The sequence below is a fragment of the Psychrobacter nivimaris genome, from assembly GCF_009812035.1.
In the GTDB taxonomy this organism is placed as follows: Bacteria; Pseudomonadota; Gammaproteobacteria; order Pseudomonadales; family Moraxellaceae; genus Psychrobacter; species Psychrobacter nivimaris.
On the sequence record NZ_VZIZ01000017.1, the window covers coordinates 100,014 to 117,043 of the forward strand.

A 17,030-nucleotide genomic window follows, 5' to 3' on the forward strand; every position below is an offset into this window, starting at 1 on the left:
GATGTGACGATAGCGAATAATAGATAACTGATTAAGTAGTTAGCTGTCACAAGTGCCAAAAATGAATAGTTAAATTGTGGATAATAAACCCTTTAAATACTTAAGGGTTTTCACAAATCAGTATAAATTGCGATATAATAGGTCAATATTTCAAATATTTTGTGCAAGGTGGATAAGGTATGTCAGAAGGTATCGTTAATAACAATCCAAAAAAAGAGCTGTTATTCGCTTTAGGTGGCATTGCCATGTTCCTAGGTATTGTCTTACTTATTGGTGTTTCTGCATTTTTGCGTCCAGCAGGTGAGCATATTACTGCTGAGACAACTGAAGCATCAGCTGCGGCAGATGAAGCAGAAGCTACTGCTACTGAAGAAGAAGCGGCTCCAGCCGATGCAGAAGCTGCAACAACAGAAGAAGCGTCAGATGCTACAGCACCTGATACTGCAGCAGATGCAACCGTAACACCAGCAGCAGATGCAGATAGTGCAGTTGTCACCGCAGAAGCTGGTACAGCAACGGCATCTGGTACTGTAAGCCAAGCCGCTGTTGCCGATGCTGATTTGACAGCTGAGCAAGCGGATGGTGATGTAGATGCTGGGAATGCTGGCGACGCTACTGATGAGACCGCAGCACAGTAAGCTGTAGTATGACTATGTAACTGATCTAAAATAGTGTAAATGATTTAAAATAGTGCTACTCGATTGTTAAATGAGCTGCATTATAAAATCTGTATCAACAGTGCTATAAGCATAATATTACTGTCCTAGATACCCATAAAAAGAGTCCGTTCTCAACCATTGAGAGCGGCTTTTTTTATGAGTATTTGTGTAATTTTTGACCAATTCTTTCTTTACTTGATTATAGCCAAGTGAAACAATGTTCCGCCTATATGACCGTCCATCTGGATAATCAGGGGTTTGGTCATTACAAATATGATCTTTAAAGGAATAAAGTTATGGGCACAGAAACAAAATCGGGGGCTAGTGCAGCAGAGCTAGAAGCACTAGACAATGGCTTTATGGGACATCCTGCGCCCTTACGCTCATTGTTTTTTACCGAAATGTGGGAGCGATTCTCCTATTATAGTATCCGTCCACTATTAGTTCTATTTATGGTGGCAACAGTGAGCAGTGGCGGTTTTGGCTTCGATGAAGTCACCGCTTCTGCTATTTATGGTATTTTTGCGGGTTCGTTATACTTAGCAGCAGTACCAGGTGGTTGGCTAGCAGATAACTGGCTAGGTCAAGAGCGTGCGTTATGGTGGGGCAGTATTATTATTGCCCTTGGTCACTTGTGTATCGCGCTTTCAGCGATGTTTGGTATGACGCTGTTCTTTGTTGGTTTAATCTGTATTGTCTTGGGCTCAGGGTTATTTAAGACCTGTATCTCAGTGATGGTTGGCGCCTTGTACCCCAAAGGCGACTCTCGCCGTGATGGTGGTTTTACCTTATTTTATATGGGTATTAACATCGGTGCGTTACTAGCGGCACTTATCGTCGGCGTATTCAAAGAAAAAGGCATGTGGCATGTCGGCTTTGGCGTTGGTGGTTTGGGTATGCTGGTCTCATTACTGATTTATCGTTTTGTCGCGCAAAAGAACTTAACACGTTATGCACGCGCCAAAGGTATCTCAGCCGAGTGGGAAAAATCTAACGACCATTACAAAAACATCGGTCGCTGGGTTGGTGGTTTTGTCGCCTTGCTAGTAGCCGCAGTGCTATTAGTGTCTACCGGTATGATATCGTTCAATCCTGAGATGGTTGCAGAGTATATGACGTATATCATTGCTGCGGTCGTCATCTTGTATTTCGCTATTATGTTTATTTCACCGCGATTGGATAAGACTGATAAGTTACGCTTGTTAATTTGCTTTGTTTTAATCATTGGCTCGACGCTATTTTGGTCAAGTTTTGAGCAGCAGCCAACATCTTTTAACTTATTTGCCGATCGTTATACCGATCTGAATGTTTTAGGATTTGAGATACCGAGTATCTGGTTCCAGTCATTGAACCCACTATTTATTTTAATATTGGCACCTATCGTTAGTATTATCTGGGTCAAGCTTGGTAACCGAGGTCTTGAGCCTAGCAGTATGGCTAAGTTTGCACTCGGTATGCTACTGGCAGCCGCAGGTTTCGCCTTGATGATTTTTGCTTCAAAAAGCATTTTAGCGCCTGGTGCTGGCTTGGCATCGCCGCTATGGTTGGTAGGTAGTTTATTATTATTGACGCTAGGTGAGTTAGCATTAAGCCCAGTTGGTTTGTCTGCCATGACTAAATTGGCGCCAGAGGGTATGCAAGGGCAAATGATGGGGCTGTTCTTCGCTTCTATCGCTATGGGTAACTTGGTTGCCGCCTTCTTTGGTGGGCATGTATCTGCTGATAAAATCGAAGGCTTACCAGGTCTATTTACCACCATGACCATCTTCTTGGTAGTTACCGCTGTACTATTATTGATACTAGCAAAACCTATCAATAAAATGCTTAAAGAAAGCGAGCATGAAAAACAACTGGCCAAGCAATAAGATAGTCTGATGTACATTTGTGAATAACAACAGCACAAGTGACATATGATGAGACGTGTTACCATTACTGGTAGCACGTTTTATTGTTTTAGTTGGTGAGATATTTGGCACAAGCTATTGAAAGCTTACTATCTGCCCAAACATCTAATGATAGCTCACGATAAACAGCAGTACAGTGTTTTATAAGCCTATATTAATTCAATTTTACATTCTCAATAAGTAGAAGTAATTACCCAAACAAACATAATTAGATAGCTAAATAAGTAGACTGTTTGCTTGAATAATTGCTATCGATAATAAATGTCTTATTACAACTAAAGCAGTATCAACAACTCAAACAAGATGACTATTAGAACAAGACGATTGTAAATAATCGCTCCATCATCATATTTTTATAATTTCTATAAGGACACATTCAATGAATAAACAAGCCATTCACGAACGTATTGCTAACTTACGCAGCACCTTAGCCGCGCAAGATCTCACCGCAATCATCGTACCCTCTGCTGATCCCCATTTATCTGAATATTTACCAGAGTACTGGCAAGCACGCTTATGGCTGTCAGGGTTTACCGGTTCTGTCGGTACGCTGGTCGTGACTGCTGATTTTGCAGGTCTATGGACGGATAGCCGTTATTGGGTACATGCTGCTGACCAGCTAGAAGGCACAGGTATTACTTTAGAAAAGCTTGCGCCAGGTCAGCCAAATCATATCGATTGGCTAGCTGAGCATTTGCAAGAAGGAGATAGCGTAGCAGTAGACGGCAATGTGTTATCTATCGCTGAGCAAGATCGCCTGTTAAATGCTTTTGATGCCAATGACATTACTTTGATTACTGAGCGTGATGTGCTGACAGAGATTTGGACAGATCGCCCAGCACTACCAGCGGCCAAATTATATACTCATGATGAGCAGTTCCTTGCTCAGTCTGCCACCTCAAAGCTGGCTGCAGTACGCGAAGGCATGGCAGAAGCAGGTGCGACCCATCATTTACTTTCAAGCTTAGACGATATCGCTTGGTTGACGAACTTGCGCGGCGCTGATGTTGATTATAATCCGGTATTCTTGTCGCACATGTTGATTGATGCCGACAAAGCAACGTTGTTTGTTGATACTGATAAAGTAAGCGAAGATATTGCACAGAGTCTAAAAGACAGCGGTATCACATTGGCTAACTATTCTGCTGTGCAAGATGCATTGAGTGCATTAACGCCAGACGATTTACTACTGTTAGATCCGAGCAAAGTTGCAGTAGGCACGCTCTCAAAAATGGCAGATGATGTTGGTTTTATTGAGCAAATGGCGCCTAGTACATTACTCAAATCTGTAAAGTCAGATGCAGATATCGATCATGTGCGTGAAGCGATGCGTCAAGATGGCGCTGCTTTGGCTGAATTTTTTGCTATATTTGAGCAGCGTCTAGCAAACGGCGAGCGTTTAAGTGAGTTGGATGTTGATAGCATGCTGATAGATGTGCGCAGTCGTCAGCCGCATTATGTCTCGCCAAGCTTCCCAACCATCGCAGGCTTTAATGAAAATGGCGCATTACCACATTACCGCGCAACACCAGAAAAATTCAGCTACCTTGATGTGGTCGAGGGTGAAGGCGGCTTGCTACTGATTGACTCAGGCGCACAATATCAGAATGGTACGACTGATATCACCCGCGTAGTCGGTATTGGACAAGTCACTGCTGAGCATAAACGCGACTTTACGATTGTGTTAAAAGCCCACATTGCGCTAGCTCGTGCTCATTTCCCTGATGGTATCGCCTCACCATTGATCGATGCTATTTGCCGTGCGCCATTGTGGCAAGCACAGATGGACTATGGTCACGGTACGGGTCACGGCGTTGGTTATTTCTTAAACGTACACGAAGGCCCACAAGTCATCGCCTATAGCGCCAGTACGCCAAAAGAGCGCGCGATGAAAGTCGGTATGATTTCTAGTAACGAGCCAGGTCTATACCGCGAAGGCAAATGGGGCATTCGTATCGAGAACTTGGTAGTAAATACGCCAGTTGCTAAGCCTACTGAGACAGAGTTTGGTGATTTCTTGAACTTTGAGACCATCACTTACTGTCCAATCGATACGCGTCTGATTGAGCCATCGTTGTTGGATCAAACCGAGATAGATTGGCTAAATAACTATCATAGCCAAGTCTTCGCAGAGCTAAAAGATCGTGTTGAAGGTGCAGCGCTTAAATGGTTGATTGAACGTACCAAAGGTATTTAATACCAAGCTCAAAACATTAACTAAAAGTACTAAAAAGCCCCGTAAATAATTTACGGGGCTTTTTAGTGTATGTTATCTAATATTTACTACTGAGCGACTGTTTCTAACTGTAGGTTCAATACTGAAAAAGGTCCACTGTCAGTGGATACTTTTCTTAGCAGCTTCATTATTAGTAGTTGAGTCATTCTGTTCGCTAAAGTGTTGAGTGACCTCAGCACGTAGCCAAGATTTTAGGTTTTCAGACATCAGCATCATTTGCTCACTTAGATAGTCATCAACCTGTGTTTCTAGCTCACGGATTAGCTGTTGGTGTGTTGCATCTAGTTTAGCGTCTTTTAAGGCTAAATTAATCGCTGCACTGGCTTTATTATTAATATCTTTAATGTGGTTATCGCTAAGCGTATGTGCCTGTTCGCCAATGGTTTTGTTATCAGCACTTTTATTATCGCTAGCATTGCCTTCAGTATTTACGACTTCTGATGCATCTTTTTCTGTCTTTGCACTAGAGTTATCAGTAACAAAATCGTCAGTAACAGCGCTATCTGCCACGACTTTATCTGTGTTTACTTTAGCTACGTCGGTAGCAGCCAGTTCTTTGTCATTGTCTTTCTCTAACGCTGACTGCGTATTCTTTTCTTGTTCTTTTCGAGTCGCTTCTGCTTTGAGTGTGGCTTCTTCTGTTTCTTTTTTCTTCTGCTCGTCTTCTAGCTTTTGTTTTGCAGCGGCCGCGTCTTCTTGCTCTTGTTTGTCTGTGATCGCTTTCGCAATGGCTTGCTCTGCATTGTAGTTGTCGTATAGCTCGTCTACATGCGCATCTAAGTCATGGGTATTAAAAGTGAAGTCTTCAAATGAGGTGTCAGATTGCAGCAGAGTAGTGATGTCTTTTAGTTCTTGGGTGATCGCTGCGCGTACTGGCTCAGGTGCACACGTCCAGCGTTGATAAAACTGATGGGAAAATGAGTAGCTTGACATGGTATCTTCCATAAATGTTCCAAAAATTACCCCTTATCATACGCAAGTACGATAAGGGGCTGCAAGTGGACAAACGTAGCAAACCTGACAACAACGTTACAATATATCGTGCTGTAAGCGCTCAAGTGTTATTGATTGACAGGCCAGCGAGCAAATATCAAGGAGCCATTGGTACCGCCAAAGCCAAAGCTGTTGGATGCAGCATATTGTAGATTATTGACTTTACGCGATTTATTAGCCACATAATCAAGGTTACAGTTGTCCTCGACATCATCTAGATTGATCGTAGGTGGTACATGCTGATGCTGTAGGGCTAATACTGTAAAGATAGCTTCAACTCCGCCAGCGGCACCAAGTAAGTGACCGGTCATCGATTTGGTTGAGCTAACTAAGATGCTGTCTTTTACAGGAGAAAAAACAGTTTCAATAGCAATAGACTCAGCAACATCACCAGCAGGGGTACTAGTGCCATGAGCGTTGACATAACCGACGCTTGATGACTCGATACCAGCATCGTTTAGCGCATTTTGCATCGCTCTTGCCGCACCGCTACCGTCTTCTGGTGGCGCAGTAATATGACTGGCGTCATCACTCATACCAAACCCGACTAACTCTGCTAATATCGTTGCACCGCGCGCTTTGGCATGAGCAAGGCTTTCTAATATCACCACGCCAGCACCATCACCAAGTACAAAACCGTCACGACCTTTATCAAACGGACGTGAAGCTTTAGTTGGCTCATCGTTGCGCGTAGAGAGTGCATGCATAGCACTAAAGCCAGCAATACCAAGTGGGCTAGAACCTTTTTCACTACCGCCTGCCAACATAACGTCAGCATCACCATAAGCAATCAAACGAGCAGCAAGACCCATAGCATGAGTCGCCGTGGTACAAGCCGTCGATGTCGCAAGGTTCGGGCCTTTTAACTTATGCTTAATCGCTACCAGTCCAGCGGCCATATTAACGATAGAGCCTGGGATAATAAAAGGTGAGACTTTACCCGCGCCTTTTTCGTGTAGGGTATCACGACTGTTTTCAATCGTTTGGATACCGCCAATACCTGAACCTAAAATAATACCAAAGCGATCTTGGTCAACGCCTTGCACAGGCGCATCAGCAGCACTGACTTCATCGATAAAACCAGCGTGCTTTAGGGCCATGGCAGAAGCGGCAACCCCATAATGCATGAACTCATCATAACGACGCGCATCTTTGGCATTCATATATTGTTTGGCATCAAAATCTTTGATCACGCCTGCGATTTGCGCACGGTAGCCTGTGGCATCGAAATGCGTAATCGGTGAGATACCACTCTCGCCATTGAGCAATTTGGTCCATGAGCTATCGACGTCTAGACCGAGCGGCGTAATAGCGCCCATACCTGTGACTACCACACGCGTATCATCAGAACGCTCGTAGTGAGGTGGTTTTTGACGCGATTTATGTACAGGTGCTGCAGTCATATTATTTGTGTCATCAGTGGTGGCTTGGTCGATAGGTGAACTACTATTCTGGCTCATGCGATATATCCTATACTTACAGGTCCTAAGAGGATGGCGTTTCAAAAGTCATTATAAAACACATAAGTGCACGTATGTAAACTAAAATTTAACTGGTCAGGCAAAACATACTTGACCCAATACCACGCCTTTATTTGCACCGGTTACCGCTGGTAAATTACCAGTTTCACCCATCAATGTTTGTCTAGCCAACCATGCAAAAGCAACGGCCTCGACCCACGTTGGCGCAAGTCCTAAATGTTCAGTGGTTTTTACTGTGCAATGGGGTAGGTGTGCTTGCAGGCGTGCCATTAAATAGTCATTCAATGCGCCGCCACCGCAAACATAAACCGAGCTGTTTTTTGAATGACTGATAAACGTATTAATTTGCGTACTGGCACTGATAGCCGTTAACTCAGTCAAGGTTGCTTGCACATCGGCTACTGAATAACTGATGTTAGCATTGGCTTGCTCAAAATCCTGTAGCTTATCTTGCAGCCAAGTTAAATTAAAGTCCTCACGACCGGTGCTTTTTGGATGAGATTGAGCAAAAAATGGATGTGCCAAAAGTTGCTGTAATAATAACTCAATGATGGTGCCAGACTGCGCCCAATCGCCACCTGCGTCATAGCTATTATCAGTATGCAAAGATATCCATGCATCCAATAATAAGTTGGCAGGTCCAGTATCGTAACCAACAACTTGATCTTTTTCATTGGCTGGCAAGACCGTTATGTTCGCAATACCACCTAAGTTTAATAGCACACGGGTACTATCAGGCGTAGCAAATAATGCCTGATGAAACGCAGGTACTAAAGGCGCGCCTTGACCACCAACCGCCATGTCACGACGTCGGAAATCATTGACCACGCTGATGCCTGTGCGCTCAGCGATGATATTGGCATCGACCAGTTGCAACGTGAATCCCATCTGCGGGCGATGGCGTACGGTTTGTCCATGACAGCCAATCGCTAACACTGACTCAGGATCGGTATTTGATTGCTGCAATAGCGTATTGACCACTTCACTCGCGAACTCAGCATACGCGCGACTTGCCCAGCCGAACCAATCCAACTCACTGCTTGGTTCATCAGTCTCTGGTACGAGTTGATTCACACCATTCGGCTGACACAATGCTAATAATACTTCACGCAGACGTGGCGGAAAATCTTGGCTATAGGTCGCAAGCAGTCGCATTGGCGGTTGGGTACTATCTTCGGTGCTCATCTCAGGATTAAATTGACAAAGAACAGCATCCATACCGTCCAAACTGGTGCCAGACATCATGCCGATATATAAGCCATCATCGAAGCTTTCGAACACGGTTTGCTCAAGGGCATCCGTTAGGGTGGCATAGTTCGAATTATCAGAGGTCAAATCATCAATATCGTCTGAAGGGTTATCTAAACCATTATTCATAAGCAAGTCTGCGAGGGCATTATGGTCAGTATCAGCAATCGATGCGGGGTTGGTCATGGCAATTTACCTTAAAAAACGCTAGTATATCCGTCAAATTCTAGCATTTTTTCTGACCTTTTGAGGTTCTAAACTTCCTAAGGTGTTGAGCCAGTAACCATCATTCATAAAAATCCCAATTAAAGTGATATATAGAGAGCATCATGACCAATCAAACTTACACCCTAGAAGAACAACTGGCCCTTATTCAGCGCGGTACGCAAGAGATATTATCTGAAGATGACTTAGTCGCTAAGCTAAAGCTCAATCGTCCGCTACGTATCAAGGCTGGCTTTGATCCTACTGCACCAGATCTGCATTTGGGTCACACAGTATTGATCAATAAGCTTAAGCATTTTCAAGATTTGGGTCATGAAATTTATTTTCTAATCGGCGATTATACCGCCAAGATTGGTGACCCTTCTGGCAAAAACAGCACACGTCCACCATTGACCGATGAGCAAATCAAAGCCAACGCCACGACTTATGCTGAACAAGTATTCAAAATCTTGGACAAAGAAAAGACTCGCGTGGTCTTTAACTCTGAATGGTTCAATGACATGAGCGCTGCTGACATGATTCAGCTTGCCAGTCAGCAAACCGTCTCGCGTATGCTTGAGCGTGATGACTTCTCTAAACGCTATGCATCACAAACGCCCATTTCAATCCATGAGTTTCTTTATCCGTTAGTACAAGGCTACGATTCTATTGCACTTAAAGCCGATGTTGAGCTTGGCGGTACCGATCAGACCTTTAACTTGCTAATGGGTCGCACATTGCAAGGACGCTATGGCCAAGAGCCGCAAGTTTGTATCACTGTGCCAATCTTAGAAGGGCTAGATGGTGTCAATAAAATGTCCAAATCACTGGGCAACTATGTCGCTATCTATGATGCACCAGGCACCATGTATCAAAAAATTCTGTCGATGCCGGACACACTGATCCATCGCTACTTTGAGTTCTTAAGCTTTAAGCCAATGGAAGAAGTGGCAAGCTTGATGCGTGAAATGGAAGATGGCCGTAACCCACAAGAAATCAAACGTATCTTAGCCGAAGAATTAATCGAGCGTTTCCATGATACTGATGCCGCTGCTAATGCGCACAAATCTGCCGGTAACGTCTTGGCAGATGGCGAACTACCAGTCGACTTGCCAGAAATTATGTTAGATCTAGAAGGGCAAGATGCGTTATTTATCACTCAAATCCTGAACCAAGCGAAGCTCGCTAAAAACAATTCAGCTGCCAAAGACATGGTAAAACGTGGCGCGGTCAAAGTAGATGGCGAAGTCGTTGATGGTGGCTTTAGTCTAACATCAGGTCAGACGGTTGTTATTCAAGCAGGCAAAAAGGCTTATGCGAAAGTGACGGTTGGTTAAGTTAAACACGATATACTATGTAACTCAATTGATGCCAAGGTGAAAGGGAATAATATGGATTTATCAATGCTTCAGACTCAACTAGATGACAATCGTAGGTCAGTAGCTTTCGATAGTTATGATATTACAATTATGCAATTATTAAGTATGATTGAAGAAGGAATGATAGACATAGCACCTGAGTATCAAAGACATTTTGTTTGGGATGAGGTTCGGCAGTCACAGTTGATAGAATCTTTTTTCTTGGGAATTCCTGTTCCTAATGTTTTTATGGCAACTAATAAAGATGCTAGTTGGGAGGTGGTGGATGGCTTGCAAAGACTAACCACTATCGTTAATTTCATAGGTAGTAATGAATTAATCAAGAAAACTAACACGAAAGGTTCTAAATTAAGAATAAAGGGTCTAGAAAAATTAGTTTATCTAAATGGATGTTGTTTTGAAGATCTTCCAAAGTCTATCCAATTGATGTTCAAAACACGCCCTTTTAGAGTTACAGTACTTAACGATAGAAGCGATTTTGAAGTTAGGTATGACTTATTTGAAAGACTTAATACAGGAGGGGTTACTTTACATGCACAAGAGATTAGAAACTGTGTATATCTTGGCCCATTCAAAGAGTTTATACAACGATGTTCAGAAAATAAAAACTTTTTATCAGTTGTTAAAATGACTAAGAATTCTGAGTTAACAGGTAATAGAGAAGAGTTAGTTTTAAAGTTTTTTGCATACTATGAAGATAGAGCTTACTTTGCTCATAGTGTCAAGGGTTTTCTGAATGACTTTATGGAAAAAAAGACTAAAAAATTTGAAGAGATAGAAGAGTACGAAGCTTTGTTTTCTGACACTTTTAGGGCTTTAAATGAATTATTACCTGAAGGAATAGTGAGAGGGAATAGGAAAAAAGTCACACCTTTAGTACTTTTCGAAGCTATTTCTATAGGAGTAGCAGATCTGATAAAATCTGGCGAAACTGAAATACTCGTGTCTAATACATTGAAAGGGCTATTAGATGATCCTAAATTGACGAGTTTAACGACAGGAGCTACTAATTCAAATAAGAAGCTTCTAGAAAGAATAGACTACGTTAAAAGAGTACTTAGGAAATGACGTTTGATAGCATTAGAAGAAAAAACAACTCTAGGTTCAATGAGGTACAAGTCTATTTGAATTTTATTACTAGCTTGGAGCCTCAAAGCCCACAAGGAACTACCTCTAACGAGGTAAAGATAATGAGAGGGCTGTTTTATGTCCACTTATATGCTGTGATCGAAAAATCAGTAAATGAAATGGTTGAAACAACTATTAGTATAATAAACTCTAGTAGAGTTCAAAGTAATCACTTTACATTAGAGTTTAATACTATAGCTAAGATAAATAAAATTCAGGCAATAAAGGATTGTAGTAACAAGAAAATGCTTATTAAATCCGCTGATCTTTTTGAAGAGATTAATAGTACAAGAGTTGTAGAAATTAATGAAACTTCTTTTTCTATGAAGTTACAAAACATTTGGGCAGATACTATAGAGGAAATTTTAACTTCTTTCGGTATTAAAAACTTTCGGCTTGAAACCGAGGAAAAAGTAGCTGTTAATGAAATAGTTGATAATAGGAATAAAGTAGCACATGGAAGAGAGACGGCTGTCAAGATAGGTGAGAGACATAGAGCTGATGCTCTTAGAAGAAGATTGAATACAGCACAACTTTTGATATCAAAGGTATTAGATTCTCTAGAAGATTTTTATACCAGGAAAGCTTATATAAAACCTGTAGCTAGGAGGAGGTACTAAATAGTGGATCGAATAAATGATTCGAATAAAGAAACCATCCCCCAAGGCATCTACCGCCACTATAAAGGCAGCCTTTATCAAGTGATGCATACCGCACAGCATTCAGAGACCGAAGAGTCACTAGTAGTCTATCGCTGTCTTTACGGTGAGTATGGCGTGTGGGTACGTCCGCTTGAGATGTTCGCTGAAACGGTCACGGTTGATGGTAAAGAAATACCACGATTCGAATTGATTAAACCATTAAATGATTAATACTTAGCCAATAATTTAGATTGAATTTAGCGCATAAAAAACGACCCGTTGAGGTCGTTCTTTTTGTGCATTGTTAAAAACCCATAATTAAGCGTTCAGAAACTCTTTCAATACTTTATAAAAACTAACTGGTGCATCCATCGGCACGGCATGGCCCGATGTTGGCAAAATAATACTGTGCGCATTGGGCAGCAGAGTGGTCAAACGCTGTTGCCATTCTGCATTATATAACTGCGAGCGCGCACCAATCAGTAAGGTAGTCGGAATATTGACAGTGGGCAAAACGTCTCGATAATCGTAGGGCAGCGCAACATAAGCAGATAGGCAACGCAGTTTGTGTTGCCAAGTCGCGTGCTCCATTAATGAGATTTTGTGCGGTGCCCGATAACTGAGGGCTTTTACTAATAATTGCGAAGGTTTACTACTCACAGAGAGCAGAGAAAAAGAGCGCTCCATGTCTAATAAGTTTACTTTTAATCGATAGGGCAAGTGACGGAAGTCAACCACTTGTTCGGCTTGTAGATAAGGAGCAGTGTCGGTAATCAACCGTGTAAATTGCGCAAACAATTCGGTTTGTCGTGTACCAAACACACCGCCACCTTGCCAGTCTGGCTGATTATGAATAATCGGTGCTTGATCAATGTTCAGATAATGGCTCACACGCTGAGTGCCAAAACGCTGAAAATACGCCCACATGACCAATGCTCCCATCGATATCGCGGCAACAGGAAAAGCCTCAAAGCCAGTTTCTTTGCTCACGTACTCAAATACATCTTGGGTATCCTGTGCATATTGCTCAATAAAATCAAACGTTGGCAGAGTTAGGTTACTGGCCAAACCAAACCCTCTAAAATGAGGCAAGTAAAAGCAGTAATCCTGAATGAGCGGTAAAATAAATGGCAAAAATTGCCTCGCATCCATACCAAAAGCATGCATTAATAGAACAGGTTTACCTTTGCCAATGACAGAGACGGGCAGCAGTGTTCCATCAGCTGTTTGGACAGTAATAGTCTTTAGCTGGTAGGGAGTAGGAAACGGTATGAGGTCTTTTTTCATAGAGTGATATCTCTTTGATTCTTCAAGCTGTCTCGGTCAATTTAGTTAAGAAAGTATAGCGGTAGAATATACCACTACAAAATAGTTATACCGCGAATAAAAGACTGCTATATTAAAGCTGTCGCCTGACCATAGCATAGAATTTGGCTAAGGGTAAAAGTCAACAGTGATACTATACCAGTGCTATATAGGGGCTGAAAATGATTGTTGAGGATACAAGTGCATGAGTAGATCAACCTTGCCATTACTCGATAGTAGCCTATATCCACAAGTATGGCAGCAGCAGACATTTACCAGTCCGCAAGCGCTTTTACTGTCAATGTTGTTTGCTACTTTGAGTAGGGATATCACAATTGATGCCAGTGCTTTTACCAAGCAATTATTGGCAGATGATGTTTATCAAGAATGGATTAATACCACAGTATTTGGGCGTTATCTTCATCGTAACTTCACCGCATTTTATCAGCAGACAGAAGACAGTTTTAACACAGATATGCCCGCATTGTTCCGTCAAGAATTGGTGCGCCATGCGCAATATTTACCATTAGATCAGGTATTGTTTTTTGCAGGAGATATGCCCAAAAGTGTACGACAGACGAAGACGTTAACCACGACGGTAAATCCAGCGACTGCGATAATAAATGCTCAAACGCTGACCGTGAATACTTCAAAGTTAATTATTAATCAGATAACTATCACTGATAAGCAAGTTTTAGGGTTTGCGATACGTCATAATAAACGCACTAGCGAACGTCTGCGTAACGAAGTACTGATTTTGGACTTTCAGGATTTGCGTTTGGTCAATGAGCAAGCTATTGAAGACATAAAAAAAAGCAATATAGATGACTCTATATTGCTTCGATCGTATGAGATACGCTAACAGGTTCGGTGTTGATAAGTGTTATATTGATAATCAACATTGGTACTAAAACTAGCCGAGCAGTTAATATTAATCTTGCTTGGCAATCGTTAGCCCATTATAGGTCTGGGCGACTGGCATTACTTCTAGACGGTTGACGTTAATATGAGCAGGTGATTCGATTAGCCATAACAAAATATCGCCAATATCTTCACCTGTCATGGTTTTAAAACCGTCATACACCTTTGCCGCTTTGTCATCGTCGCCGTGATAGCGCACGTTTGAAAACTCAGTACCAGCCACATTACCAGGCTCAAGATTGGTCACACGCACTTGGGTGCCAATCAGATCTGCTCGCAAGTTTAAGCTGAACTGTTTTACAAACGCTTTAGTTGCGCCGTACACATTGCCACCAAAGTACGGCCAGTTGCCCGCAATGGAACCAACATTGATGATATAGCCGCTGTCACGCTCAACCATCGCTGGCAAGACGGCATGAGTCAATGCCATTAGACCTTTAACATTGGTATCCGTCATGCGCATCCAATCATCGAGACTGGCTTTGTGGGCAGGCTCTGTACCGAGTGCCAATCCTGCATTATTGACCAAGACATCAATCTGTTTAAAGTCATCAGGCAAGTCAGCAATGATTTGCGGGATAGAATCCGTATCGCTCACATCCATCACCACAGGTAAAAAGTTCTCACCCAAAGTATCTGCCAAAGCATTCAGTTTGTCGATACGTCTAGCGCACCCAACCACGCGATGACCATTAGCCACCAAACGCTCTGCCAGTGCTTTACCAAAACCTGCGCTTGCTCCTGTAATCAATACATTCATTGTCTGTCCTTATTATTGATGTGCTAGATTTTTACCGTAATCTTGATGACTGCTTTTTATGCTAAGACGGTTTATCTATTAGATAACTGCTTACCAAAAATCTTATCGCCAGCATCGCCTAGACCTGGGATGATGTAACCATGCTCATCTAAATGGCTGTCTAATGCAGCGGTATAGATAGTCACGTCAGGATGCGCTTCATTGACCAAACGTACGCCTTCAGGTGCAGCCACGAGTACCAAGGCTTTAATATTAGTACAGCCGTTTTTCTTTAGCATCTCGATGGTTGCTACCATTGATCCGCCCGTGGCTAGCATTGGATCAATGATTAGCGCAGGACGCTTGTCCATATGGCTCACGAATTTTTCAAAGAAAGGGACTGGCTGCAATGTTTCTTCATCACGTTGTAGACCGACCACAGAAATCTTAGCAGTAGGGATCAAGTCGAGCACCCCATCAAGCATGCCAATACCTGCGCGTAAAATCGGTACGATTGTCGCCGTCTTACCGATGATTTGCTCACCAGTGATTTCGCCACACCAGCCTTCCATTGGGAAAGTTTCGATTTCAAAATCACGGCTTGCTTCATAAGCCATCAAGCGCGCAAGCTCTTTGGTCAATGTACGAAATTTATAAGTACTACAGTCTTTTTCGCGCATAAGGCTGAGTTTATGACGGACTAGTGGATGATCTATTACCGTAATTTTTAAATCGCTGTTTAAGTCACTCATAGAATCTCTCTCGGTTTCTTGTCTGATGCTTGCGCAATTACTGCGGTTGCTATTAGTATAAAAGATACAAACACTTACCGCACTTTAACCATATCTTTGACATATCAATAGTAAAGTTAATGCCTTCACAATCAAGCTAATCAACTACTTTACGGACAGTGCGCATTTATCGCAATCACAATGTTTGCGTTCACAGCTGCCATCAAAGCCTAAGCAATTCAGGCTAAGTAAAGTGATACTGTGCTACTTGAGCCAACTCATTAAACCGACTAAGTTTGACTATATAATGTGATTATAAGTGAGGTAGTGTTTAGACTTGCTATGATACCAAAAAAACCGCTTTTCTGATGAAGAATATCATGACTATAAAAACACCAAGCACCCAAAAAACTGCTGATACTAAACCGACATCATCTGATGACAAAGCCACAGAGGTTGAAAACCACCCCTTTGAGCCTGTCTTACCGCCCAATGCCACGGTCATGATGATGGGTACGTTTCCACCGACGGCTGATAAGTGGGCAATGAGTTTTCACTATCCCAATTTTTATAATGATATGTGGCGGATTTATGGCCGAGTGTTTTTTGACGATGCTGACTACTTTAGAGTAGGCGATGAAAAACGCTTTGACCCTGAACGCATTCGAGATTTTATGTTTGAACATGGCATTGCTTCTTGCCCGACAGTAAAGCAGGCCATCCGTGAGACGGGTAACGCTTCGGATAAAAATCTAACGGTAGTCACACCTGTTGATTTAGATGCTATTTTACCGCAAGTGCCAAAGGTAGAGACATTGTTTACGACAGGAGGCAAGGCGACCGAAGTATTGTTTGGGCTATTAGACGAGCCGATTGCTAAATCAAAGCATCCGAAAACCAATCAAAGTATGGATTACCCTTATCAATGGAAGATTACAGATAACCAGAAAGCTGATGTGAATAATCTAATCTTATATAGATTGCCTTCAACCTCACGTGCTTATCCGTTATCGTTAGATAAGAAAGTAGCGGCATATAAAGCGTTTTTTGAAGAGATGGGTAAGTTATAAAGTAGAAATAGAGAGGTGGTTGCTTTAATAGAAGATAAAGCTCAGAGATAGTAAAAGGTATTTATCTAGTAAAGCTAAACGTTTTTGATGTTATGAATTATAGTAAATAGCACATCTATAGTCAGTCTTTAAACCTATTGAAATTAATCAAACGATAACCCATTGAAAGAAATACAGATTTCTTTATCTACTAAAATAAGTTCAAAAACATTAATAAAACGGGTTGACACAAAAGTTAAACCGTCTATAATACGCACCTCATCAAGACGAGCTGGAAGTAGCTAGTGTGTAATTACACATTGATAACCCAGTTAACTTGTTGAAACAAATTAAAAAAGAAGTTGACAGACTATTAAAACATGATATGATGGTCAGCTCGCTAAATAGGATA

General features: G+C 42.1%; 15 protein-coding genes. 9 read left to right on the top strand and 6 right to left on the bottom strand.

Features of this window, described 5'->3' with window-relative positions:
* The first annotated feature begins 179 nt into the window (after positions 1–179).
* From FQV37_RS07855 to FQV37_RS07865, 3 genes are all read left to right on the top strand, one after another.
* Complete coding sequence (locus FQV37_RS07855) at positions 180–638, top strand: hypothetical protein (protein WP_160022153.1); 459 nt, start codon at positions 180–182, stop codon at positions 636–638.
* Positions 639–955: 317 nt separating this feature from the next.
* Positions 956–2,524, top strand: coding sequence for a peptide MFS transporter (locus FQV37_RS07860; protein WP_160022155.1), 1,569 nt, complete (start codon positions 956–958; stop codon positions 2,522–2,524).
* Between the two features lie 418 nt (positions 2,525–2,942).
* A complete protein-coding gene (locus tag FQV37_RS07865; protein ID WP_160022157.1) occupies positions 2,943–4,760 on the top strand; it encodes an aminopeptidase P family protein in 1,818 nt (605 codons plus the stop codon).
* Between the two features lie 138 nt (positions 4,761–4,898).
* Here FQV37_RS07865 and FQV37_RS07870 read toward each other — a convergent pair whose 3' ends face one another.
* From FQV37_RS07870 to FQV37_RS07880, 3 genes are all read right to left on the bottom strand, one after another.
* Positions 4,899–5,744 (bottom strand): hypothetical protein, encoded by an 846-nt coding sequence (locus FQV37_RS07870; protein WP_160022159.1) that lies wholly within the window; start codon positions 5,742–5,744, stop codon positions 4,899–4,901.
* A 116-nt stretch (positions 5,745–5,860) separates the two neighbouring features.
* Complete coding sequence (gene fabF / locus FQV37_RS07875) at positions 5,861–7,195, bottom strand: beta-ketoacyl-ACP synthase II (protein WP_167514309.1); 1,335 nt, start codon at positions 7,193–7,195, stop codon at positions 5,861–5,863.
* Between the two features lie 153 nt (positions 7,196–7,348).
* Positions 7,349–8,707, bottom strand: a complete 1,359-nt coding sequence (locus tag FQV37_RS07880) for an anhydro-N-acetylmuramic acid kinase (RefSeq protein WP_160022163.1) — start codon at positions 8,705–8,707, stop codon at positions 7,349–7,351.
* Positions 8,708–8,850: 143 nt separating this feature from the next.
* Here FQV37_RS07880 and tyrS point away from each other — a divergent pair, with 143 nt between their 5' ends.
* From tyrS to FQV37_RS07900, 4 genes are read left to right on the top strand one after another with little or no spacing between them, the layout of a single operon-like run.
* The gene (gene tyrS, locus FQV37_RS07885) at positions 8,851–10,062 is read left to right on the top strand and encodes a tyrosine--tRNA ligase (RefSeq protein ID WP_160022165.1); all 1,212 of its coding nucleotides are present in this window, start codon (positions 8,851–8,853) and stop codon (positions 10,060–10,062) included.
* A 54-nt stretch (positions 10,063–10,116) separates the two neighbouring features.
* Positions 10,117–11,172 (top strand): DUF262 domain-containing protein, encoded by a 1,056-nt coding sequence (locus FQV37_RS07890; RefSeq protein WP_160022167.1) that lies wholly within the window; start codon positions 10,117–10,119, stop codon positions 11,170–11,172.
* Positions 11,169–11,852 carry an MAE_28990/MAE_18760 family HEPN-like nuclease gene (locus FQV37_RS07895; protein WP_160022169.1) on the top strand — a complete coding sequence of 228 codons (684 nt, stop codon included), beginning with the start codon at positions 11,169–11,171 and terminating at the stop codon, positions 11,850–11,852. The genes FQV37_RS07890 and FQV37_RS07895 overlap by 4 nt, the downstream gene beginning before the upstream one ends.
* A gap of 3 nt (positions 11,853–11,855) precedes the next feature.
* Positions 11,856–12,104 (top strand): DUF1653 domain-containing protein, encoded by a 249-nt coding sequence (locus FQV37_RS07900; RefSeq protein ID WP_420876995.1) that lies wholly within the window; start codon positions 11,856–11,858, stop codon positions 12,102–12,104.
* Positions 12,105–12,191: 87 nt separating this feature from the next.
* Here FQV37_RS07900 and FQV37_RS07905 read toward each other — a convergent pair whose 3' ends face one another.
* Positions 12,192–13,160, bottom strand: coding sequence for an alpha/beta fold hydrolase (locus tag FQV37_RS07905; protein ID WP_160022171.1), 969 nt, complete (start codon positions 13,158–13,160; stop codon positions 12,192–12,194).
* Positions 13,161–13,383: 223 nt separating this feature from the next.
* Between FQV37_RS07905 and FQV37_RS07910 the strand changes: the two genes are divergently transcribed.
* A complete protein-coding gene (locus tag FQV37_RS07910) occupies positions 13,384–14,040 on the top strand; it encodes a hypothetical protein (RefSeq protein WP_160022173.1) in 657 nt (218 codons plus the stop codon).
* A 69-nt stretch (positions 14,041–14,109) separates the two neighbouring features.
* On the opposite strand, the gene FQV37_RS07915 is transcribed toward FQV37_RS07910, so the two are convergent.
* Together FQV37_RS07915 and upp are read right to left on the bottom strand one after the other, a co-directional pair.
* Positions 14,110–14,859 (bottom strand): SDR family NAD(P)-dependent oxidoreductase, encoded by a 750-nt coding sequence (locus tag FQV37_RS07915; RefSeq protein WP_160022175.1) that lies wholly within the window; start codon positions 14,857–14,859, stop codon positions 14,110–14,112.
* A gap of 71 nt (positions 14,860–14,930) precedes the next feature.
* Positions 14,931–15,590 (bottom strand): uracil phosphoribosyltransferase, encoded by a 660-nt coding sequence (gene upp / locus FQV37_RS07920; protein ID WP_057761878.1) that lies wholly within the window; start codon positions 15,588–15,590, stop codon positions 14,931–14,933.
* 482 nt (positions 15,591–16,072) lie between these two features.
* Between upp and FQV37_RS07925 the strand changes: the two genes are divergently transcribed.
* Entirely contained in the window at positions 16,073–16,639 is a 567-nt protein-coding gene (locus FQV37_RS07925) for a DNA glycosylase (protein ID WP_420876997.1), read from the top strand.
* Positions 16,640–17,030 lie beyond the last annotated feature (391 nt).

Coding starts and splice junctions, on each gene's coding strand:
- FQV37_RS07855 (WP_160022153.1), top strand. CDS start 180: ATGTCAGAAGGTATCGTTAATAACAATCCAAAAAAAGAGCTGTTATTC.
- FQV37_RS07860 (WP_160022155.1), top strand. CDS start 956: ATGGGCACAGAAACAAAATCGGGGGCTAGTGCAGCAGAGCTAGAAGCA.
- FQV37_RS07865 (WP_160022157.1), top strand. CDS start 2,943: ATGAATAAACAAGCCATTCACGAACGTATTGCTAACTTACGCAGCACC.
- FQV37_RS07870 (WP_160022159.1), bottom strand. CDS start 5,744: ATGGAAGATACCATGTCAAGCTACTCATTTTCCCATCAGTTTTATCAA.
- fabF (WP_167514309.1), bottom strand. CDS start 7,195: ATGACTGCAGCACCTGTACATAAATCGCGTCAAAAACCACCTCACTAC.
- FQV37_RS07880 (WP_160022163.1), bottom strand. CDS start 8,707: ATGACCAACCCCGCATCGATTGCTGATACTGACCATAATGCCCTCGCA.
- tyrS (WP_160022165.1), top strand. CDS start 8,851: ATGACCAATCAAACTTACACCCTAGAAGAACAACTGGCCCTTATTCAG.
- FQV37_RS07890 (WP_160022167.1), top strand. CDS start 10,117: ATGGATTTATCAATGCTTCAGACTCAACTAGATGACAATCGTAGGTCA.
- FQV37_RS07895 (WP_160022169.1), top strand. CDS start 11,169: ATGACGTTTGATAGCATTAGAAGAAAAAACAACTCTAGGTTCAATGAG.
- FQV37_RS07905 (WP_160022171.1), bottom strand. CDS start 13,160: ATGAAAAAAGACCTCATACCGTTTCCTACTCCCTACCAGCTAAAGACT.
- FQV37_RS07910 (WP_160022173.1), top strand. CDS start 13,384: ATGAGTAGATCAACCTTGCCATTACTCGATAGTAGCCTATATCCACAA.
- FQV37_RS07915 (WP_160022175.1), bottom strand. CDS start 14,859: ATGAATGTATTGATTACAGGAGCAAGCGCAGGTTTTGGTAAAGCACTG.
- upp (WP_057761878.1), bottom strand. CDS start 15,590: ATGAGTGACTTAAACAGCGATTTAAAAATTACGGTAATAGATCATCCA.
- FQV37_RS07925 (WP_420876997.1), top strand. CDS start 16,073: ATGATGATGGGTACGTTTCCACCGACGGCTGATAAGTGGGCAATGAGT.